13 protein-coding genes are annotated in these 21,398 nt (G+C 72.4%); 12 read left to right on the top strand and 1 reads right to left on the bottom strand.

What is annotated here, in order from left to right; translation table 11 throughout:
- The first annotated feature begins 92 nt into the window (after nt 1–92).
- The 12 genes from ACZ5ZX_RS29925 to ACZ5ZX_RS29870 are packed head-to-tail and all read left to right on the top strand — an operon-like array spanning nt 93 to nt 20,884.
- On the top strand, nt 93–1,286 hold the full coding sequence (locus ACZ5ZX_RS29925; protein ID WP_465505315.1) for an isochorismate synthase: 1,194 nt from the start codon (nt 93–95) through the stop codon (nt 1,284–1,286).
- Entirely contained in the window at nt 1,283–2,905 is a 1,623-nt protein-coding gene (locus tag ACZ5ZX_RS29920) for a (2,3-dihydroxybenzoyl)adenylate synthase (protein ID WP_465505314.1), read from the top strand. Before ACZ5ZX_RS29925 ends, ACZ5ZX_RS29920 begins: the two co-directional genes overlap by 4 nt.
- Nucleotides 2,902–3,570 (top strand): isochorismatase family protein, encoded by a 669-nt coding sequence (locus ACZ5ZX_RS29915; protein ID WP_465505313.1) that lies wholly within the window; start codon nt 2,902–2,904, stop codon nt 3,568–3,570. The genes ACZ5ZX_RS29920 and ACZ5ZX_RS29915 overlap by 4 nt, the downstream gene beginning before the upstream one ends.
- The gene (locus ACZ5ZX_RS29910; RefSeq protein ID WP_465505312.1) at nt 3,571–3,804 is read left to right on the top strand and encodes a phosphopantetheine-binding protein; all 234 of its coding nucleotides are present in this window, start codon (nt 3,571–3,573) and stop codon (nt 3,802–3,804) included.
- Complete coding sequence (locus tag ACZ5ZX_RS29905) at nt 3,801–4,673, top strand: siderophore-interacting protein (RefSeq protein ID WP_465505311.1); 873 nt, start codon at nt 3,801–3,803, stop codon at nt 4,671–4,673. The genes ACZ5ZX_RS29910 and ACZ5ZX_RS29905 overlap by 4 nt, the downstream gene beginning before the upstream one ends.
- Nucleotides 4,674–4,700: 27 nt before the next feature.
- On the top strand, nt 4,701–5,705 hold the full coding sequence (locus ACZ5ZX_RS29900; RefSeq protein ID WP_037305337.1) for an ABC transporter substrate-binding protein: 1,005 nt from the start codon (nt 4,701–4,703) through the stop codon (nt 5,703–5,705).
- Entirely contained in the window at nt 5,702–6,685 is a 984-nt protein-coding gene (locus ACZ5ZX_RS29895) for a FecCD family ABC transporter permease (protein WP_465329346.1), read from the top strand. Before ACZ5ZX_RS29900 ends, ACZ5ZX_RS29895 begins: the two co-directional genes overlap by 4 nt.
- A gap of 5 nt (nt 6,686–6,690) precedes the next feature.
- On the top strand, nt 6,691–7,722 hold the full coding sequence (locus tag ACZ5ZX_RS29890; protein ID WP_465505310.1) for a FecCD family ABC transporter permease: 1,032 nt from the start codon (nt 6,691–6,693) through the stop codon (nt 7,720–7,722).
- Nucleotides 7,719–8,495 (top strand): ABC transporter ATP-binding protein, encoded by a 777-nt coding sequence (locus tag ACZ5ZX_RS29885; RefSeq protein WP_465329348.1) that lies wholly within the window; start codon nt 7,719–7,721, stop codon nt 8,493–8,495. Before ACZ5ZX_RS29890 ends, ACZ5ZX_RS29885 begins: the two co-directional genes overlap by 4 nt.
- Complete coding sequence (locus ACZ5ZX_RS29880) at nt 8,489–18,445, top strand: amino acid adenylation domain-containing protein (protein WP_465505309.1); 9,957 nt, start codon at nt 8,489–8,491, stop codon at nt 18,443–18,445. The genes ACZ5ZX_RS29885 and ACZ5ZX_RS29880 overlap by 7 nt, the downstream gene beginning before the upstream one ends.
- Entirely contained in the window at nt 18,442–19,848 is a 1,407-nt protein-coding gene (locus tag ACZ5ZX_RS29875; RefSeq protein WP_465505308.1) for a DHA2 family efflux MFS transporter permease subunit, read from the top strand. Before ACZ5ZX_RS29880 ends, ACZ5ZX_RS29875 begins: the two co-directional genes overlap by 4 nt.
- Nucleotides 19,841–20,884 (top strand): 3-deoxy-7-phosphoheptulonate synthase, encoded by a 1,044-nt coding sequence (locus ACZ5ZX_RS29870; RefSeq protein ID WP_465505307.1) that lies wholly within the window; start codon nt 19,841–19,843, stop codon nt 20,882–20,884. Before ACZ5ZX_RS29875 ends, ACZ5ZX_RS29870 begins: the two co-directional genes overlap by 8 nt.
- A gap of 11 nt (nt 20,885–20,895) precedes the next feature.
- Here ACZ5ZX_RS29870 and ACZ5ZX_RS29865 read toward each other — a convergent pair whose 3' ends face one another.
- Complete coding sequence (locus ACZ5ZX_RS29865; RefSeq protein ID WP_465505306.1) at nt 20,896–21,333, bottom strand: SRPBCC family protein; 438 nt, start codon at nt 21,331–21,333, stop codon at nt 20,896–20,898.
- Between the last annotated feature and the right edge of the window lie 65 nt (nt 21,334–21,398).

Raw genomic sequence — 21,398 nt, 5'->3', positions numbered from 1 at the left:
ACTTTTCGGATCCGTACGATTAGGTTAGGCTAACCAAAGTTAGGGTCGACTCGCTTACCTGGTCAGGCATATTTGCGAAAGGGAATACCGTCGTGTCCTCACCCGCACCACCCCGGCCGAGACCGGTCCACCAGGCGGCCGATCTGCTGGCGGCGTACCTGCCCGGCTCGTTCTATTACTCCTCGGCGCGAGGATCACTGCTCGCCGACGGGGTGTACTCGCCGGTCCACGCGGCGCCGGGCAGGCGTGCCCGCGCCGCCGCCGAAATCCTGGACGCCGCCCTCGTGGCGGGAGTGGCGGAGCCCGTCGTCGCCGGTGCGATCGGGTTCCGGCCCGACGCGCCGAGCAGTCTGGTGGTCCCCGCCGTGGTGCGCCGGGCAGGACCACCGAAGGCGGGTGGTCCGGTGGCCCCGCTCGGCGAGACGTGGTCGGTGGCCCCGCGACCCGCGCCAGAGGTCTACACCACCGCCGTCGCCAAGGCACTGGACGAGATCCGCGACGGTGACCTGCGCAAGATCGTGCTGGCCCGCTGTCTCGACGTCACCGGTGACGCCCCTGTCGCCGTGCCGCGGCTGCTGGCCCGCCTCGTGCACGCCGACCCGGCGGCGCACGCCTTCGCCGTCGACGTCAGCGCTCCCGGCGATCCCGCGACGCGCACCCTGCTCGGCGCGAGTCCCGAACTGCTGGTCTCCCGGCGCGGCCGGATCGTCACGGCCAACCCGCTGGCCGGTTCCCGGCCGCGTACCGGGGACGACGCCGAGAACGCCCGCCGGATCAGCGAGCTGCTGGCGTCCGAAAAGGACCGCGCCGAACACGCCCACGTCGCCGCGCAGGTGGCCGAGGTACTGGGCCGGTTCTGTGCCGACCTCCACGTACCCGCCGAACCCGAAGTGATCGGCACGCCCACGATGTGGCATCTGTCGACCCGGATCAGCGGACGGCTCGCCGACGCGGATGACGCCGGTTCGTCCGCGCTCGGGCTGGCCGAAGCCCTGCACCCCACGCCCGCCGTCTGCGGGGTGCCGACCGGGCTGGCCCGCGACACCATCGCGGCCCTCGAACCGGAGGACCGGGGCTACTACGCGGGGCTGGTCGGCTGGACCGATCCGAGCGGGGACGGCGAATGGGTGGTGACCATCCGCTGCGCCGAGGTGCGTGACCGGACCGTGCGGTTGTTCGCCGGGGCCGGGGTGGTGGCGGGTTCCGATCCCGAGGCCGAACTCGCCGAAACCGGCGCGAAGTTCGGCACGCTCCTGCGGGCGCTCGGGCTGGAGGGAGCGGCGTGAACCCCGACCATGTGCCCTGGCCGCCGGAAACCGCCGCGCGGTACCGGGCATCGGGATACTGGCGCGGCCAGACCTTCGGTGCGCTGCTCACCAGTCTCACCGAGGCCTACGCCGAACGTCCCGCCGTGATCGGCGAGACGGCGCGCTGGACCTTCGCCGAACTGGACGAGCGGGCACACCGGCTCGCCGCCGGATTCACCGGAGCCGGGATCCGGGCGGGCGACCGGGTCGTCGTGCAACTGCCGAACGTGCCGGAGTTCGCGTCGGTCGTCTTCGGACTGTGGCGGGCCGGCGCGCTGCCGGTGTTCGCGCTGCCCGCGCACCGGGCCAGCGAACTGCGGCACTTCGCGGAACAGAGCGAGGCCGCGGCGATCCTGACCGTCGGCGAGCACGAACGGTTCGGCCACGCGGCCATGGCGCACGCGGTCGCGGCCGAAGTCCCGTCGGTACGGGAGGTGTTCGTCGTCGGTACGGAAGAGTTCGCCGCGCTCGAAGCGGCCACTCCTCGCGCCCTGCCGGATCCGGATCCCGCCGGTGTCGCGTTCCTCCAGCTCTCCGGCGGGAGCACCGGCCTGCCCAAGCTGATCCCGCGCACCCACGACGACTACCTCTACAGCGTCCGGGAGAGCGCGCGGATCTGCGGACTGCGCCCGGAAAGCGTGTACCTGGCCGCGTTGCCGGTCGCGCACAACTTCCCGCTCAGCTCGCCGGGCCTGCTCGGCGCGCTGCACGCGGGCGCGGCCACGGTGTTCGCGCCGCGTCCCGACGCCGACACCGCGTTCCGGCTGATCGAGGCCGAGGGCGTGACCATCACCGGGCTCGTGCCGCCGCTGGCCGCCGCGTGGGCGCAGGCCGCCGCGAGGACCACCCGGGATCTGTCCTCTTTGGACGTCCTGCTGGTCGGTGGCGCCAAATGCGCCCGCGAGCTGGCCGAGAAGATCGGTCCGGCGCTGGGCTGCCGTCTGCAGCAGGTGTTCGGCATGGCCGAGGGCCTGGTCTGCTACACCCGGCTCGACGATCCGGACGAGTACGTCCTCGCCACGCAAGGTCGGCCGATCTCGCCGGACGACGAGATCCGTGTGGTGAACCCGGCCGATCCACTGTCCACTTCGGACGATGTCGTCGCGCCGGGTGAGGTCGGCGCGCTGCTGACCCGCGGCCCGTACACGATCCGCGGCTACTACCGCGCCGCCGAGCACAACAAAACCGCGTTCACCGAAGACGGCTTCTACCGCACGGGAGACCTGGTGCGGCAGCATCCGTCGGGGCATCTGGAAGTGGTCGGCCGGGCCAAGGAACAGATCAACCGCGGCGGCGAGAAGGTGGCCGCCGAAGAGGTCGAGAACCACCTGATGGCCCACCCCGGCGTACTCGACGCCGCCGTCGTCGCGGTGCCGGACCCGTACCTGGGCGAGCGCACCTGCGCCTACGTCGTACCCGCGGCCGGTGCCGAACCCGGCGCGGCGGAACTGCGCCGGTTCGTGCGCGAACGCGGGGTGGCGGCGTTCAAGGTGCCGGATCTGGTCCAGGTGGTGCCGCAGTTCCCGGTGACCGGCGTCGGAAAGACCAGCAAACGCGAGCTGCGGGCGGCACTGGCCGCCCTGGCGAAGGAGAAGTGAACGTGTCACTGCCTAAGATCCAGCCGTACCCCCTCCCGACGGAGGCCGAGCTGCCCGCCGGACGGGTCGGCTGGAAACCCGACCCCGCCCGCGCCGCGCTCCTGGTGCACGACGCGCAGCGGTACTTCCTCGCGCCCTACGAAGGTGCGCCGATCCCGGAAATGGTCGCGAACATCGCCGCACTGGCCGACGCCGCCCGCGCCGCGGGAGTGCCGGTGTTCTACACAGCGCAGCCCGGCTACCAGGCCGCCGAGGACCGCGGGCTGCTCACCGAGTTCTGGGGCGACGGCATCGGCGCGGTCATCGACGACGACCCCGCCGCCGCCGACGTCGTCGACGAACTCGCCCCGAAACCGGGCGACACGGTGCTGACCAAGTGGCGCTACAGCGCGTTCCAGCGCAGCACCTTCACCGAACAGCTCGCCGAGGCGGGCCGGGATCAGCTGCTGATCACCGGCGTCTACGCGCATATCGGCTGCCAGGCCACCGCCGTCGAGGCGTTCATGCGCGACATCCGGCCGTTCCTGGTCGGTGACGCGGTCGCGGACTTCTCCCGCGAACGCCACGACCAGGCCTGCGAGTACGTCGCTCAGCGTTGCGGCGCACTGACCACCACGGCCGCCGCGCTCGCCGCGCTGGCCCCGATCCACGCCGGAGCGCGGTAAATGAGTCTCACCCCAGACAAGATCCGGTCGGACATCGCGGAACTGCTCGGCTGCGATCCGGCCGAGCTGACGCCGGAAACCGAGCTGACCGACCTCGGCCTCGACTCGATGCGGATCATGGGCCTGGTCGAGCAGTGGCGCTCCGAAGGCGCGGACACCCTCGAGTACGCCGACCTCGCCGAGCAGCCGAATCTGGGCCACTGGACGAAGATCCTGTCCGGGAACACCCCGTGAGCCGCGCCGACCACCGGCACCGGCACCTCGAACGCATCGCCGAGGTCCGAGGCGGTCAGCACGCGGAGAAGGTGCCCTATCCGATCCGCGTCCGCCGGGCCGAAGTCGTGCGCACCGCGATGATCGGCTCCGGGCTGCTCCGCGTCACGCTCGGCGGGGACGGGACGGCCGGATTCGAGGCGCATTCCCCGGACGAGCACGTGAAGGTCCTGTTCCCCGAGCTGGATCCCGAGCCGAGGCTGCCGGTACCGGACGGCGACATGCTGCGGTGGCCGAAGCCGTCGCCGACGTCGCGCGAGTACACGGTCCGCCGGTACGACCCGGTTTCCGGGGAACTCGACCTCGACGTCGCGCTGCACGACGGCGGGCTCGGTTCCGGCTGGGCCCAGGCCGTCACGCCGGGTACGCCGGTGCACGTCGCCGGTCCGCCGGGCGGGCTGATCGTGCCGCACACCTACGACCGCTACCTGCTCGCCGGCGACCTCACCGCGCTGCCCGCGATCGCGCGCTGGCTCGAAGAACTGCCCCGCACCGCCGCGGGCTGGGCGTTCATCGAGGTCACCGGCGCGAGCGAGGAGATCGAGCTGTCCGCGCCCGAAGACGTCGAAGTGCACTGGCTGCACCGCGGCGACGTCCCGGCGGGGTCCTCCGACATGCTCGCCCGCGCGGTCCAGACGATCGAAGTCCCGGCGGGACAACGGCTCTACGCCTGGGTCGCCGGGGAAGCCGGGCAGATCAAACCCTTGCGCCGCTGGCTCAAGAACGAGCTCGGTCTCGGCAAGGACGACCACGACGTGACCGGCTACTGGAAACGCGGAGTCGCGGACTTCGACGACGACCACGACCACGACCACGACCACTCCCACTGACCCACCCCCCGAAGAACGAGGAAATCCATGCGCACCACCAGAACCCGCCGTCTCACCGGAGCGATAGCGCTCGCCCTCACCGTCGTCACCGCGGCGACCGCCTGCGGTTCCGGCGAAGACGGCAAGGCCGCCGACGGCGGCCAGACCCGCGTGTTCGCCGCCGACAACGGGCAGATCACCATCCCGGTCTCGCCGAAGCGGGTCATCGCCACCGGCTACGCCGTGCCCGCCCTGCTCGAGGCGGGGGCGCCGCTGGTCGGGGTGTCCAGCTGGAAGCGCGGGATCCCGCTGTTCAACGAGCAGGAGCGCAAGAAGTACGACGAGCTGGCGAAGGTCGCGGGTGAATCCGCGTCCGAGACCAACTACGAGGCGATCGCGCAGGCCGATCCGGACCTCATCGTCATCGGCGTGCCGAAGCCGGTGCTCGCCGACATCGACCTCAAGCGGCTCGAAGCCATCGCGCCGGTCGTGGCGATCGGCCCGTCGGTGCCGTCGATGTGGCGTGAGCTGTCCCGCAAGCAGGCCGACGCCGCCGGTGCGGCCGCCGGGTTCGACGCGATCAAGACCGCCTACGAGACCAAGGCCAAGGGACTGGCCGAGAAGTACAAGGCCGTGCTGCCGCAGCTGAAGCTCGGCCACGTCGGTGCCTACGGTGAGGTCGCCAAGGGCAACTTCCAGCGCGAGTTCAACGGTTCCTGGGGCACCAACGTCGCACAGGACATCGGCGCCACCTACTACGGCCAGGTCAAGGTCAAGGGCGGCGGCTCCAAGGACGTCAGCGAGTACCCGTCGATCGAAGAACTCTCGACCGCGTTCGCCCAGGCCGACGCGATCACCTACTCGGTCAGCGCCGACGGCGCGGTGCCCGCGCCGGTCAAGTACGTCCTCGACTCGCCGCTGTGGAAGGAACTCCCCGCGGTGAAGGCGGGCAAGGTCTACCCGTTCCGCTACACCGAGGCCGCCACCTACCGGGCCGCGACGTCCACTTTGGACGCCGTCGACCAGGCGTTCGCGCCGCTGCTCAAGCAGTGACCACCACCGGGCGGTCCGCGCTGCTCGGCGCTGCACTGCTCGGGCTCCTCGTGGTCGCCGTGCTGAGCGTCGGCATCGGCGCGCACGCCATCGCCCCCGGCGAGGTCGTGCGCGCCCTGCTGGGCGCCGGGAATCCGGGTGACCGGGCGGTGGTCCTGGACATCCGGGCGCCGAGGGCGGTGCTGGCGATCGGGGTCGGCGCGGCACTGGCGGTCGGGGGAGTGCTCGTGCAGGCCTTGTCCCGCAACGCTTTGGCCGAACCCGGAGTGCTCGGCGTGACCGCGGGCGCCGGGTTCGCCATCGCGGTGGGTTCGGCGTTCGGCGTCGCCGCCTCGGCACCCGCCGAACTGGGCCTGGCGGTGCTGGGCGCGGCCGGGGCTTCGGTGCTGGTGTACGCGGTCGGCCGCCGGTCGCCGCTGCGCCTGGTGCTCGCCGGGACCGCGTTGAGCGCCGTGCTGCTGGGACTCACCCTCGGCCTGCGGCTGCTGTTCCCGGAGACCTTCGACGTCTACCGGTTCTGGTCGGTGGGTTCGCTGGCCGGGCGCGAACAGGCCCCGACCACCGTGCCACTGGTCATCATCGGCCTGTCCCTGCTGGGCGCGTTCGCGGTGAGCCGTCAGCTGAACGCCATCGCGCTCGGCGAGACGGTCGCGCACACCCTCGGCGCGAACGTCGCCCGCGTCCGGGCGGTCACCCTGCTGCTGATCACGCTGATGGCGGGCGCGGCGACCGCGCTGGCCGGGCCGATCCTGTTCGTCGGGCTGATCGTGCCGCATCTGGCGCGGCGGGTGGCCGGTGCGTCGATCCCGTGGCTGATCGCGTTCGCCGCGCTGCTCGGCCCGGTCCTGATGCTGGCCGCGGACGTCGGTTCCCGGGTCCTGCTGCCGACCGGGGAGGTGCCGGTCGCCATCGTGACCGCGTTCCTCGGCGGCCCGGTGCTGATCTGGGCCGTCCGCAGATACGGGGCGGCGCCGCTGTGAACACCATGAACAAGGCGAGCGCCTTCGTCGTGCGGCGCGGGCGGTTCTCCGCCCGGCTGGAACGCCGCACCCTCTTCTTCCTCGTGGTGATGGTCGCGGTCATCGCCTGTCTGACGCTGCTCGGGCTCTGTTACGGCGCGGCGTGGGCGAGTCCCGCCCGCGTGTTCGCCGCGCTCACCGGATCCGGCGGCGGCCCCGGGGTGGTCATCCGGGAATGGCGGCTGCCCAGGGTGCTGGCCGGGCTGGTGTTCGGCGCCGCGCTCGGGCTGGCGGGCGCGATCTTCCAGAACGTCACCCGCAACCCGCTCGGCAGCCCGGACGTCATCGGCCTCGACGCCGGCGCCTACACCGGTGCCCTGTTCGCGATCACCGTGCTGTCGGGGACTTCGACGCAGCTGACCATCGGCTCGGTGGCGGGCGGCGTGGTCACGGCCGCGATCGTGTACGCGTTGTCGCTCGGTGGCGGCCTGTCCGGACTGCGGCTGATCGTCATCGGGATCGCGATCAACGCGATGCTGACCGCGTTCAACTCGTGGATCGTGCTGCGCGCCGAACTGGAGATCGCGATCGCCGCCGTCGGCTGGAACGCCGGTTCGCTCAACGGGGTCGGCTGGGACGACGTCGCCATCCCGTTCGGCGTGCTGGCGGTGCTGTTCGCCGTGCTGGCCACCCGGGCGCCGTCGCTGCACCAGGCCGCGCTCGGCGGCGCGCTCGCGGTCACCACCGGCGTCCGGTGGGACCGGCTGCGGCTGCAGCTGGTGCTGATCGGCGTCGGCTGCACGGCCACGGTCACCGCCGTCGCCGGGCCGATCGCGTTCATCGCGCTGGCGGCCCCGCAGATCGGGCGGCGGCTGGCCCGCACGCCCGGGATCGGCCTGCTGCCCGCCGCGCTCACCGGCGCCGTCCTGCTGACCGCCGCCGACCTGGCCGCCCAGATGCTGCTCGCGCCGGAAGCGCTGCCGGTCGGTGTGGTCAGCACCGTGATCGGCGGCGGCTACCTGATCTGGCTGCTCACCAAGGAGGTGCGGCGCACATGAGTGCCCGTTTGACCGCGCGGGAACTGACCCTGCGCTACGGCGACCGGATCGTGTCGACCCGGCTGAGCCTCGACGTGCCCGACCGCGCGTTCACCGCCGTCGTCGGACCGAACGCCTGCGGCAAGTCGACCTTGCTGCGCGCGTTCGTCCGGCTGCTGCGCCCCGCGGAGGGCGCGGTCCTGCTCGACGGCGAGGACGTCGGTTCCTTCCCCGGCAAGGGTTTGGCGCGGGAACTCGGTTTCCTGCCGCAGGACCCGGTGGCGCCCGAGGACGTCCGCGTCCGGCAGCTGGTCGCGCGCGGCCGGTTCCCGCACCAGTCGCTGTTCGCGTCGTGGTCCGAAGAGGACGAACGCGCGGTGCTCGACGCGATGACCGCGGCCGGGGTGGCGGGACTGGCCGACCGGCCGGTGCAGGAACTCTCGGGCGGCCAGCGTCAGCGCGTGTGGGTGGCGCTGGTGCTGGCGCAGAAGACGCCGTACCTGCTGCTCGACGAACCGACGTCGTTCCTCGACATCGCGCACCAGTACCAGCTGCTGAACCTGCTGGCACGGCTGCGCGACGAGGGCCGCACGGTGATCGCCGTCCTGCACGACATCAACCAGGCCTGCCGGTACGCCGATCACCTCGTCGCGTTGCGGGACGGCCGGATCGTCGCGGAAGGCGCGCCCGCCGACATCGTCGACGCGGAGCTGATGAAGGAGGTCTTCGATCTCCCCAGTGTCGTCGTACCCGACCCGGTGACCGGAACCCCGATGGTGGTGCCCTCATGCTGAACCTCACCGGAGCCCAACGGGGTATCTGGACCGCGCAGCGGCTCGAACCCGACTCGCCGTACTACGTCGTCGGCGACGTCATAGAGATCGCCGGTGACCGGCCGGTCGACCTCGGCGCCCTGACCGACGCGATCCGGGCCACCACCGAGGAGGCCGACAGCCTGCGGTTGCGCGTCTTCGACACGCCGGACGGGCCCCGCCAGCTGGTGTCGGACGACCCGGTGCCGCCGCCGAAGGTGGTGGATCTGCGCGGGGAGGCCGATCGGGTCGCGGCCGCACACGAGCGAGTGGACGCGGAGCGCCGCCGGGTCGCCGCAGCGTGCCGCGAAATGGTGGACCGGCCGCTGTTCGCCCATCTTGTCCTGCGGCTTTCGGAGTCGCACGTGTGGTTCACCCAGCTCGGGCACCACCTGGTGTTCGACGGTTACACCGCGGCGATGCTCGCGCGCCGCACCGCCGCCCGCTACACCGCTTCGGTACTGGGCAAGGAGACACCGCCTTCGACGTTCGCGCGCTTCGCCGATCTCGTCGAGGCCGATCGCTCCTATCGCGAAAGTGACCGGTTCGACCAGGACCGCGACTACTGGCGCGAGCGGTTCACGCCATTGCCGGATCTCGACGACGGCGGCAGCACCTCGGGCCCGCCCGAGCACACCGTCACCGCGAGGGCGGTCTTGCCCGCTTCGGACGTGGCCCGCTTGCGCGAACTGGGCAAACGCGCCGGAACGACCTGGGGCGACGCGCTGATCGCCTGTTACGCCGCCTTCCTGCACCGCGTGCTCGGCCGGTCCGACGTCGTGTTCGCGATGCCGTTGATGTGCCGCGAGGGCGCCGCGCTGCGGACCCCGGCGATGGCGGTCAACGTGCTGCCGCTGCGGGTCACGGTGCTGCCGGAGGACTCCGGCGCCGGACTGACCGCGCGGGTCGCGGGCGCGCTGAAGGAGATGCGCGCCCATCAGCGTTATCGCGGCGAGGACCTGCCGCAGGATCTGGCGGTCCCCGGGGCGGGCGCGTTGCTGCACGGCCGCGGCATCAATCTGAAGGCGTTCGACCTGAAGCTCGACTTCGCGGGCTCGCCCGGCACCATGCGCAACGTCGCGGGCGGCCCGCCCGAGGACATGGGCCTGTCCGTGCTCCCGACCTCGGACGGCGGGCTGCTGCTCGGTTTCGAGGTCGACGCGCGGGCCCACGACCAGGCCGCCGTCGACGCCAAGCTGACCGCGCTGCGCTGCCTGATCACCGCGCTGACCGAACCGGACGGTCCGGCGGTCGCCGGTGCCGATCTGGTCCCGGCGGGGGAGCGGGACGCGGTGCTGCGGTCGTGGTCCACGCCCGCCCCGGACGCCGAACTCCTTGACGTACCGGAACTTCTCGCTCGGCTCGATCCTGAACAGACCGCACTGGTCTTCGGTGACGAACGGCTGACCGGCGCCGAACTCGTCGAGCGTGTGCACCGGCTGGCGCGGGTGGTGCGGGCGCGCGGAATCGGGCCCGACGACGTCGTCGCTCTGGCGCTGCCGCGCTCGGCCGATCTGGTCGTCGCCCTGCTGGCGGTCCTCGACGCGGGTGCCGCGTTCCTGCCGCTGGATCTGTCCCATCCCGTCGAACGGCTGCGCGACCTCGCCGCCGAAGCCGGCGCGGTGCTCACGGTCACCCACGACCCGGAAGTCGTGCCGGGTCCGCATTTGCTGCTCGGCGAAATCGATCTGTCCACAGTGGATTCGTCGCCGCTTTCGGTGCCGCGTCACCCGGAACAGCTCGCGTACGTCATCTTCACCTCCGGCTCCACCGGACGTCCCAAGGGCGTCCTCGGCCGGTTCGGCGGGCTGGCGACACTGCTGCGACACCACCGCGCGACCACGGTCGCCGAGACGGAAAGTGCCGCGGGCAGGCGGCTCCGGGTCGCGCACACCTACTCGTTCGCCTTCGACTCCGCGCTCGACCAGCTGATGTGGCTGCTGTTCGGCCACGAACTCCACGTCTACGGCACCGAGGTCGCGCGGGACGCCGACGCACTGCTCGCGGCGTTCGCCCGCGACCGGATCGACGTCGTCGACACCACGCCGTCGATGGCCGCGCCCCTGATCGACGCCGGACTGCTCGACGGCCCGCATCCGCCGTCGCTGCTCGTCCTCGGCGGCGAGGCGACCCCGCCCGCGCTGTGGCGCCGCGTGGCGGAGTCCGCTGTCCGTGCCCGCAACATGTACGGGCCGACCGAGGCCACTGTGGACGGTGCCGGATCCTGGCTGGACGACGGGGAACCGACGATCGGGACCGCGGTACCGGGTACGGCGGTCCGGGTGCTGGACGCCGCGCTGCGTCCGGCGCCCGTGGGAACGCCGGGTGAGCTGTACCTCGCCGGACCGCATCTCGCGCGCGGCTATCTCGGACGGCCCGGCGCGACCGCCGAACGCTTCGTCGCCGATCCGTTCGGCGCGCCCGGCGACCGGATGTACCGCACCGGCGACCTCGCGCGCTGGGTGCCCGGCCGCGGACTGGAGTACCTGGGCCGCCGCGACGGCCAGGTGAAGGTGCGTGGCCACCGCGTCGAACTCGGCGAGGTCGAGGCCGCGCTGGCCGCCGTGCCCGGCGTCCGTGCGGCGGCCGCCGCCGTGCGCGGGCCGCGGCTCGTCGGCTACGTCGTCGGGGAGGTCGTCCCGGACACCGTCCGCGCGGACCTCGCCGGACGGGTACCCGAGCATCTCGTACCCGCCGCGGTGGTCGTGCTCGACATGCTTCCGTTGACCCCCAACGGGAAGATCGACCGGGCGGCGCTGCCCGCCCCGCGCGCGGCGGCCGGGCGGGTCGCCGCCACCGAACGCGAACGGCTGCTGTGCGCGACCATCGCCGAGGTGATCGGCGTCGAGGAGGTCGCCGTCGACGACGACTTCTTCGCGCTGGGCGGTGACAGCATCACCGCGATCAGCGTCAGCAGCAGGCTGCGCGCGCACGGCCTCGATCTGCGGCCGCGCGATCTGCTGGCCCGGCGCAGTTTCGAGGCGCTGGCGGCGGCGAGCGCGGAACTCGGCGGCCCGGCGGATCCGCCCGACGAGCCGATCGGCGAGGTGCCCGCCCCGCCGATCGTCCGCGCCCTGCTCGATCCGCATCCGGACGTCGCGGCCATCGCCGGGTACACCCAGTGGACCGCGCTCCGGCTCGACGAGGACCTTCCGCTCGACCGGCTCCTCACCGGCGTCCAGACGATCCTGGACCACCACGACGTCCTCCGGCTGCATTCAGAGGACGAAATGCGGGTGCGCGAGCGGGGTGCCGTGAAGGCGGCCGACGTCGTCATCGAAACGGCGGGCGATCCGGCGGAGGTCGCCGCGGGTCTCGCGGACTCGCTCGATCTCCGGACCGGCGTGCTCAAGGTCGCCCTGCTGCCGGACCACCTCGTCATCGTCGTGCACCACCTGGCGATCGACGGCGTTTCCTGGCGCGTCCTCCTCCCGGACCTCCACGCGGCTTGCGCCGGGGAACAGCTCGAACCGGTTACGACGTCGTGGCGGCGGCACGCGCTCCGCCTTGCCGGACAAGGGACTTCGGGTGCCCGGCGCGGCGAACTCGAGCACTGGCGTGGCGCGCTCGCCGGTCCGCGTCTCGGCGACAGGCCGCTCGACCGGGCCGTCGACACGGTCGCGACCGCGCGGCGCTCGGTCACCGTCGCCTCGCCGGAGCAGACCGAGGCGGTCCTCACCAGCCTGCCCGCGGCCTACCGCGCCGGACCGGACGACGTCCTGCTCGCCGCGCTCGTGCTCACCCTCCGAGCGTGGCGAGCCGCCCCGGTCGAGGCCGAAACCGTGTCCCTCGAAGGACATGGCCGGGACCAGGACGGCTTGGACCTGTCGCGCACCATCGGCTGGTTCACCGCCGAGCATCCGCTGCGCGTGCCGGCCACCGCGGTGGCCGCGGCCACGGACTTCGAGAGCGCGCTCGCGGGCGGCGACGCGGCCGGAAAGCTCTTGCGGGCCGCCAAAGAAGCCAAACGCGCCGTACCGGACAACGGCGTCGGCTTCGGTGTCCTCCGGTACCTCGACCCGCTCACTCGGGACGAACTCGCCGCCGTCCCGCCGCCGGACGTCGTCCTCAACTATCTCGGCCGGTTCGCGGCACTGCCCGGCACCGGCTGGCGGCTGCCCGAAGAAGACCCGTTCGCGGTGACCGAACCCGAGGACAAGTCACTGGAACAGGTCCTGGCCTTGAACTGCTTCGTCCGCGAGGACGGCCGTCCCCGGCTCGCCGTCGAGTGGACCGCGGCAGGCGAGGTCCTGCCGGAGGAAAGCGTCGCGGCACTTCAAGAAGCGTGGTCGCGAGCGCTGGACGCCATGGCCGCGCACGCGGCCCGGATCGGACCGGACGGCGGGGGACTCACGCCGTCGGATCTACCGCTGGTCGGTCTCGGCCAGGCCGACATCGACACGCTCGAACGCCAGGGCCTGGTCGAGGACGTCCTGCCCGCGACCCCGCTGCAGACCGGGCTCGCGTTCCACACCCTGGCGCGCGGCGACGACGACACCGACGTCTACGTGGTGCAGGCCGTCACGCTGCTCAATGGCGCGCTCGACGCCGGGCGCATGCGCGAGGCGGCGGCCGAAGTGCTGCGACGGCATCCCGCGTTGCGTGTCCACCTGCACACCACCGACGCGGGCGAAGTCGTCCAGGTGGTGCCCGCCGAGGTCACGCTCGACTGGCGGTTCTCGAACGTGTCACCCGAGCGGGTCGACGACGAATGCCGCGCTGAACTCGCGCGGCCGTTCGATCCGGCGACCCCGCCGCTGATCCGGTTCCTGCTGCTCACCCTCGGCCCGGACGAGCACCGCCTGGTGCTCACCAACCACCACGCGCTCCTCGACGGCTGGTCGATGCCACTCGTCGGCAGGACGCTCCTGGCCACCTACGCCGAACTCGCCGGCGGCCCGGCGGCGCCGGTCGCGCCCCCGCTTTCGGAGTACCACCGCGTGCTCGGCGAACGCGACCCGGACGCGGCGCTGCAGGTATGGCGTGAGGCGCTGGCCGGGCTCGACGAGGGCACCCGGCTCGCCCCGGCGAGCGTCGAGTCCACTGTGGAGCGTCCGGAGCGCGTCACCGTGGACCTGGGCGGGGAGTTCAGCGAACGGCTGCGTGCCTTCGCCCGCGAACGTGGCGTCACCCCGACGACGGTGTTCCAGACCGCCTGGGGTGTCCTGCTCGCCAGGCTGACCGGCCGCCGCGACGTCGTCTTCGGCTGCCCGGTCTCGGGCCGTCCGGCCGAGGTTCCCGGTGTCGAGCGGATGATCGGGCAGCTGGGCGGCACGATCCCGGTGCGGGTGCGCTTCGACGCCGCCGACACCGCGGTGACCGTGCTGGACCGCGTGCACACCGAAAGCGTCCGGCTCACCGAACACCACCACGCCGGGCTGCCGGACATCCAGCGCGCGATCGGTGTCGGCGATCTGTTCGACACGATGCTGGTGATGGAGAACTTCCCGCTCTCCAGCCGTGCCCGCACCACGCTGGCGCCGGGACTGGATCTCGTCGGCGTCGACATCACCGACGCCACGCACTATCCGCTCACGGTGATCGTGCTGCCCGGCGACGAGTTCACCGTCGGGCTCGGGTATCAGCCGCAAGCCTTCCGCCGCGACGAAGCCGAGTCCTTCGGCCGGTGGCTGCGTGCCCTGTTGCACGAGATCGTCACCGATCCGGCGCGGCCGGTGGCCCGGCTCCGTGCCCTCGACGCCGATGAGGAGCGGGCGATGCTGCGCCTCGGCGAAGGCCCGGAACCGAAACGGGAACGCGGCGGCATGCTGACGGAGTTCGGCCGCTGGGTCCGGGAGACCCCGGACGCCGAAGCGGTCGTCTGCCGGGACCGGAGCCTGACCTACGCCGAACTGGACCGGCGGGCCAACCGGCTCGCGAACACCCTGATCGACGCCGGCGTGAAGCCGCAGGATCCGGTCGCGGTCCTGCTGCGCCGCGACGTCGACCTCGTGGTCGCGCTGTTCGGCGTGATCAAGGCGGGCGCGGTGCACGTGCCGATGGATCCGGACTACCCGGCCGACCGGCTGGCCTACATGCTCGGCGACATCAAGCCCGCCGCCGTAGTGTCCACTTCGGACGTCGGCGGCCTTCCGGTGATCGACCCGGCGGAACTGTCCTCTGAGGACACTGATCCGGCCGTGCCCTCGGGTGAAGACGCGCTCGCGTACGTCATCTACACCTCCGGGACCACCGGCAAACCCAAGGGCGTGGCGGTGCCGCACCGCGGCGTCCCGAGCCTGATCGCGCTGCAGGAGGACATCGTCGGGATCGGCACCGCCGAACGGTACCTGCACTTCGCCTCGACCAGCTTCGATGTCGCCTTCTGGCAGTTCATGTTGCCGCTGCTGTCCGGCGGCACCTCGGTCATCGCGCCGGAGGAGGTGCGGGTCTCGGGCGACGATTTGCTGGCCTACGCCGCCGAACACCGCGTCACCGGGCTCAACCTGCTGCCGTCGTTCCTCTCCGCGATGCCCGACGACGCGACCGTCGATCCGGACGTGTTCTTCGTCGTCGGCGCCGAACGGCTCGACCCGGAACTGGCCCGGCGCTGGGGGAACCGGCGGGCGCTGTTCAACGCCTACGGCCCGACCGAGGTCACCATCAACTCGGTCACCTGGCATTACGACCCGGCCGATCCCGGTCCGCTGCCGATCGGCCGCCCGGACCCCGAGGTCCGCGCGTACGTGCTCGACGGCGGGCTGCTGCCGGTCGGCACGAACGTCACCGGTGAGCTGTACCTGGCCGGGCCGAAGCTGGCCCAAGGCTATGTCGGCCGGGCGGCCCTGACGGCCGAACGCTTCGTGGCCGACCCGTTCGGGCCGCCGGGGGAACGGATGTACCGGACCGGTGACCTGGTCCGCTGGCGCCCGGACGGCCAGATCGTGTTCCTCGGCCGAGCCGATCACCAGGTCAAACTGCGCGGGTTCCGGATCGAACTCGGCGAGATCGAGACCGCGCTGACCGCGCACGACGACGTCCGCGCCGCCGCGGTGATCGTCCGGGAGGAGCGGCTGGTCGCCTACGTCGTCCCCGTGGACGGGGCCGAGCCCGATCCGGCGGTGCTGCGCGAACACCTCGCCGCGGAACTGCCCGCGTACATGGTGCCCACCGCGTTCGTCGCGCTGGACCGGTTGCCGCTCGGCCCGAGCGGCAAGCTGGACCGGGCCGCGCTGCCCGCGCCGGAAGCCCGCTCCGGCGGCGGCCGGGAACCCGCCACCCCGTCGGAAGCCGTGCTGCTGCGGGTGGTCCGCGAGCTGCTCGGTCCCGACGTCGGGCTGGACGACGGTTTCCTGGATGCGGGCGGCGACAGCATCGCGTCGCTGCGGGTGGTCTCCCGCGCTCGCCGCGAAGGGCTGCACCTGACCGCGCGTGACGTGCTCGAAGGCGGCACGGTCGCCGGGATCGCCGCGCGCTGCGGCGAACCGGAACGGGCCGAGGAGGCCCACGCGGTCGGGGACGCCCCGCTGACGCCGATCATGCGCGATCTCCTGCGGCGCGCGGGAAAGGTGGCGGACGGGTTCTGCCAGTGGGTCGAGATCTGCGTGCCCTCGGCGGACGACGTGCCGCGGTGGCGGTCGGTGCTCGACGCCGTCCTCGCCCGTCACGACGTCCTGCGCGCACACCTGATCGAGGATGCGCTGCGCATCCCGGACATCGGCGCGGTGACCGGTGCCGACGTGCTCACCGCCGTCCGCGCGTCCGGTGATCCGCGCTCGGTGCTGGACGCGCAGGTCGAGCAGATCGTCGCGCGGATGGACCCGCGCACCGGACCGCTGCTGCGCGCGGTGCTGGTGGACGCGGGGGAGGACCGGCCGGGACGGTTGCTGCTGGTGGCACACCATCTGGTCGCCGACGCGGTGACCTGGCGGGTCCTGGTCGACGACCTCGAACAGGCCTTCCACGGCACCACCCTGCCCCGGCGCGGGCAGTCGTTCCTGGGCTGGGCGCGGTCGCTGCGTGCCGCAGCACCGCATCGAGAGGACGAAATGCCGTACTGGCGGGGCATCGCGGCGGCGCCGGTGACCCCGCTCGGCCGTGCCCCACTCGATCCGGCGCGCGACACCGTGGCGACCGCCCGGCACCACCGGATCGACGTCGGCGAGGACACCACCCACGCCGTGCTCACCGCGCTGCCCTCGGCCTACCGCACCGGGCCGGACACGGTGCTGCTGACCGCGCTCGCCCGCGCGGTCGCGGCCTGGCGCGGGACACCGGCCGATCTGCTCGTCGCCGTCGAGAGCCACGGGCGTCCGGGGCACACCCCGGACGTCGCGGGCAGGGTCGATCTGGCCCAGACCGCGGGCTGGTTCACCGCCGTACATCCGGCGCGGATCGCCCCGCCGCCCGGACCGCTGCCGGACGCGCTGCGGGCCGTGCGCGACCACCTGCGCGCCGCGGGCGACGGTCTCGGCCACGGAATCCTCGGCGCCGGCGGCCCTCGGCCCGAGGTCGCCTGGAACTACCTCGGCCGCTTCCCCTCGGCCCCGGTCACCGAAACCCCGTGGCAGCGACCGCCGGACGCCGATCCGCTCGGTTCGGGCGGCGGCGCGGAACTGCCGCTGCCGTACGCGCTCACGGTGAACGCGATGGTCCCGGACGGCGGCACCCTCGGCGTCCGCTTCACCTGGCCGTCCGCGTTGTTCACCGAGGACGAGATCGCCGTACTGGGCGAGCATTTCCGTCGTGAGCTGGACGCGCTCGCCGCCGACGTGCCGGGGCCGGGCGAGGTCCTGCCGCTGACGCCGCTCCAGGAGGTGATCCTGCGCGAGTCCCGGACCGCGGAAGAAGATCCGTACCCGGTGCAGGCCGCGTTCACGCTGTCCGGCGACCTCGACGTCGAGGCACTGCGGGCGGCGGCGGCAGCGCTGGTGCGACGGCATCCGAACCTGGGCGCGGTCTTCCCGCCGTCCCACGAGGTCCAGGTGCTCCCGGCGGAACCGGAGGCCGGATTCCGTGTCCGCGACGTGTCCGAAGTGGACACCGCGCTGGACGAAGAACTCGCGGAACCGTTCGACCTGGCGAACGGTCCACTGTGGCGGGTCACGGTGCTGCGCGGCGGGCCCGGCAGGCAGACCCTCGTGCTGACCAGTCACCACTTGCTCTTCGACGGCTGGTCCGCGCCCCGGATCCTCGGCGAGTTGTTCGCGCTGTACGCGGGGAAACCGTTACCCGATCCGGTTCCGCTGAGCCGGTACACCCGCCTGCTCGCCGCGGCCGATCACGCCGCGGACGTCAGGGCGTGGCGGGCGGAACTCGACGGCCTGCCCGAAGTCGACCACCTGCCGCGTACCGGCGGGAGCGCCGAACCCGCACTGTTCACTGTGGACGGTGCGCACGTCGCGGAACTGACCCGGCTGGGCACGTCACGCGGTCTCACCGTCAACACCCTGCTGCAGGGTGCCTGGGCGGCGGTGCTCGCGGCCCGCGCCGGGCGGCCGGACGTCTGCTTCGGGATCATGACCTCGAACCGGGCGTCCGATGTGGACGGTGTCGAGGAGATCATCGGCCTGCTGGCCAACAGCGTCCCGGTCCGCACGCGGTTCACCGGCACGGTCGCCGAGTCGCTGGCCGATTCGCAGGCCCGGCAGCAGGCGATGACCGGTCACCACCGGATCGGCCTGCCCGAACTCGCGTCGCTCGCCGGACGCGAGCGGCTGTTCGACAGCCTGCTCGTGTTCGAGAACTACCCGGTGGATCCGGCGAAGCTACGCGAACCCGCGCCCGGCCTGACCGTCACCGGCACGCGGTTCCGGGAACGGACGCACCATCCGGTGAGCGTCACCGTGATCCCCGGCGAACACGGCTGGGAAGGCGTTCTGTACGCGCGGGACACCGACGCCCGGGCCTTGGCCGACGAGCTCGTCCGGTTCCTCCGGGAGCTGCCGTCCTGGCTGGACGGCGACGCCGCCGGGTTCGTGGGCAAGCGGTGACCGCGCGCCCGGTCGACGCCGCGCTGTGGCGCACGGCGGCGGTGCTGGTACTCGGCACGTTCATGGCGACGCTGGACAGCACGATCGTCTCGGTCGGCGTCGACACGCTCGCCGAGGAGTTCGGCGCGCCCGTCACCGGCGTCCAGTGGGTGACCACGGCTTATCTGCTGGCCGTGGTCACCGCGGTGCCCGCGTCCGGCTGGCTCGCCGACCGGTTCGGCGGCCGCCGCGTCTGGCTCACCGCCGTCGTCGTGTTCCTGCTGGCGTCGCTGCTGTGCGCGCTGGCGCCGAGCCTGCCCGCGCTCATCGCCTTCCGTGTCCTGCAAGGACTCGCGGGCGGCCTGCTGCCGCCGACCGGACAGGCGTTGCTGGCGCGGGCGGCCGGACCGGACCGGATCGGCCGCGTGATCAGCGTCGTCGGTCTCTTGCCGCTGTTGTCCCCGGTACTCGGACCACTGGCGAGCGGCACGATCCTCGCGGTCGCCGACTGGCCGTGGCTGTTCTACGTCAACCTCCCGGTCGGCGTGGTGGCCGTACTCCTGGCGCGGCGCTGGGTCCCGGCAGGCGAACCGGGTGGCCGGGGTGACCGGTTCGATTTCCGGGGCGCGCTGTTGCTGTCCCCGGGACTCGCGGTCCTGGTGTTCGGGCTGACGTGGTTCGAGCAAGGGGCGCCGGTGGTCGCCGGGACGGCCGTCGCGGTGGGGGGCGTCATGCTCGCGGCGTTCGTCCGGCACGGTCTGCGGGCCGAAGCGCCGCTGCTCGACCCGCGGCTGTTCACCCAGCCGCCGTTCGGGGTGGCCGCACTCGCGCTGGTCCTGCTCGGCGCGTCGGTGTTCGGCACGATGTTCCTGCTCCCGCTCTACCTGCAGCGCGGCGCCGGACTGTCCACTGGGGACACCGGTTTGCTGCTGGTGCCACAGGGCATCGGCGCGGCGGCCGGATCGGTGCTGGTGAACCGGCTCGTCGACCGGATCTCGCCGCGCACCTTGGTACTGACCGGGATCGGACTGGTCGCCCTCGGCACCGCACCCTTCACGCAACTGGGCCTCGGTCTCCCGGACTGGGTGATCGTGGTTTCCCTGCTGCTGCGCGGTTTCGGCGCGGCGCTGATCGGTGCGCCGGTGATGACGATCGTCTACCGCCGCGTCGAACCCGCCCGGCTGCCCCGCGCGGCCGGGGCGCTGAACCTGCTCAACACACTCGGCGGTTCGATCGGTACCGCGGTGCTGGCCGTGGTGCTGCAGGCCCGCCTGGCCGCGCGCGGCCCGGACGTCGCCGCGGCCTTCGCCGACGCTTTCTGGTGTGTGCTCGGCCTCGCCGTCGTGGCGGTGGCCGGTGCGACGCGGCTGCCGCGGGCCGGGGCGGCCGCCCCCGACAAGAAGAGAGGTCACGCGGATGCCTGACCAGGACACCCTGCCCAGCCCGGCCGAGGTGGGCACGGACGACGTCGCCGCGGACGAGATCGCCCGGCATCGCGAAACCGTCGCGGACGTCCTCGCCCGGCGCGACTCCCGGCTGCTCGTCGTCGTCGGACCCTGTTCGGTGCACGACACCGACGGTGCGCTCGACTACGCGCACCGGCTCGCCGAGGCGTCGCGCCGGTTCGCCGACGATCTCGTCGTCGTCCTGCGCGCCTACCTGGAGAAACCGCGGACGATCGCGGGCTGGACCGGCCTGGTGCCCGACCCCACCCTGGACGGCAAGGGCGATCTCGCGGCCGGAATCCGGATCGGACGGCGATTCCTGGTCGACGCCGCCGCGACCGGTCTGCCGCTGGCGTACGAGTTCGTCGACCCGTTCCTGGCGCCCTACTTCGCCGACACCATCAGCTGGGGCGCGATCGGGGCGAGGACCGTGGCCAGCCAGCCGCACCGGCATCTGTCGTCGTGGCTGCCGATGCCGGTGGGTATGAAGAACTGCGTCTCCGGGCGGCTCGACACGGCGGTCGCCGCGGTCCGGGCGGCCGGGCTGCCCCACGTGTTCCCGGGCGCCGCGGCGGATGGCCGTCCGCGGATCCTGCGCAGCGCCGGGAACTCCGACGCCCACCTCGTCCTCCGCGGTGGCCCGAAACCGAACCATCACGCACACGCGGTCGCGGACGCCCTCGACGCGCTGACCGCCGCCGGCCTGCCGCACCGGCTCGTGGTCGACGCCTCGCACGGCAACAGCGGCAAGGACCACAACCGGCAGCCCGTGGTCGTCGCGGATCTGGCGGACCAGATCTCGGCGGGCAACTACGCGCTGGCCGGGGTGATGATCGAGTCGTACCTCTCCGACGGCAGGCAGGACGTCGGTTCCCTGCCGCCCCGGCCGGACCTCAGCATCACGGACGCTTGCCTGGGCTGGGCGCGGACGGTGCCGCTCCTGGAGACGCTGGCCTGCGCGAACTCGGTGCGGCGGATCAGCGCCCCTCGGCGCTCTTCGCATTCAGTCCTCTGAATGCGGAGAACTTAAGTGCGAAGGCCTTCCAGCACTTCGGTCATCGTCGGCACGAGGTCGTCGCCCATCTTCTCGAATTCCCGCTTGAGGAAGGGATCCGCGAGTTTCGCCAGCCCGTGGAACTTGATGGTGGCGTGGTAGCTGATGGTCGTGGTGCCGTCTTCCTCGGTCACCGTCAGATCGTCGGTGGAGGTGGCGGTCTTGTTGCTGCCGACGAACACGATCCGCCCCGGCTCCAGCGTGTCGAGGCGGTAGGTCAGCTCGGTCTTCTTGCCGCGGAACTCGGACACGTTGCGCCACTGCGCCCCGACGGCGATCGGGCCGGTGTCCGCCCGGGTGCAGGACACGGTGCCGGGGTCCCACTCCTCGGCGTGCGCGAAGTCGCGCAGGTACTCGACCACGGCCTGAACAGGGGTGCGGACGGTGATCGTCCGGTGCACGTCAACCACCTGCCCAACGGTACGCAGGCTTCCCCGTACCCGCAGTGTGGTGCGGAGCTGAAGGGCCCTTTCCC

The sequence above is a fragment of the Amycolatopsis sp. NPDC033938 genome (assembly GCF_055575975.1).
The sequence above is the reverse complement of the archived record's forward strand: the minus strand, read 5'-3'. Positions and strand labels throughout refer to the sequence as shown.

Excerpts from the sequence above, each read along its gene's own strand:
- ACZ5ZX_RS29870 (WP_465505307.1), top strand. The coding sequence starts at position 19,841 with ATGCCTGACCAGGACACCCTGCCCAGCCCGGCCGAGGTGGGCACGGAC.
- ACZ5ZX_RS29885 (WP_465329348.1), top strand. The coding sequence starts at position 7,719 with ATGAGTGCCCGTTTGACCGCGCGGGAACTGACCCTGCGCTACGGCGAC.
- ACZ5ZX_RS29910 (WP_465505312.1), top strand. The coding sequence starts at position 3,571 with ATGAGTCTCACCCCAGACAAGATCCGGTCGGACATCGCGGAACTGCTC.
- ACZ5ZX_RS29900 (WP_037305337.1), top strand. The coding sequence starts at position 4,701 with ATGCGCACCACCAGAACCCGCCGTCTCACCGGAGCGATAGCGCTCGCC.
- ACZ5ZX_RS29890 (WP_465505310.1), top strand. The coding sequence starts at position 6,691 with ATGAACAAGGCGAGCGCCTTCGTCGTGCGGCGCGGGCGGTTCTCCGCC.
- ACZ5ZX_RS29880 (WP_465505309.1), top strand. The coding sequence starts at position 8,489 with ATGCTGAACCTCACCGGAGCCCAACGGGGTATCTGGACCGCGCAGCGG.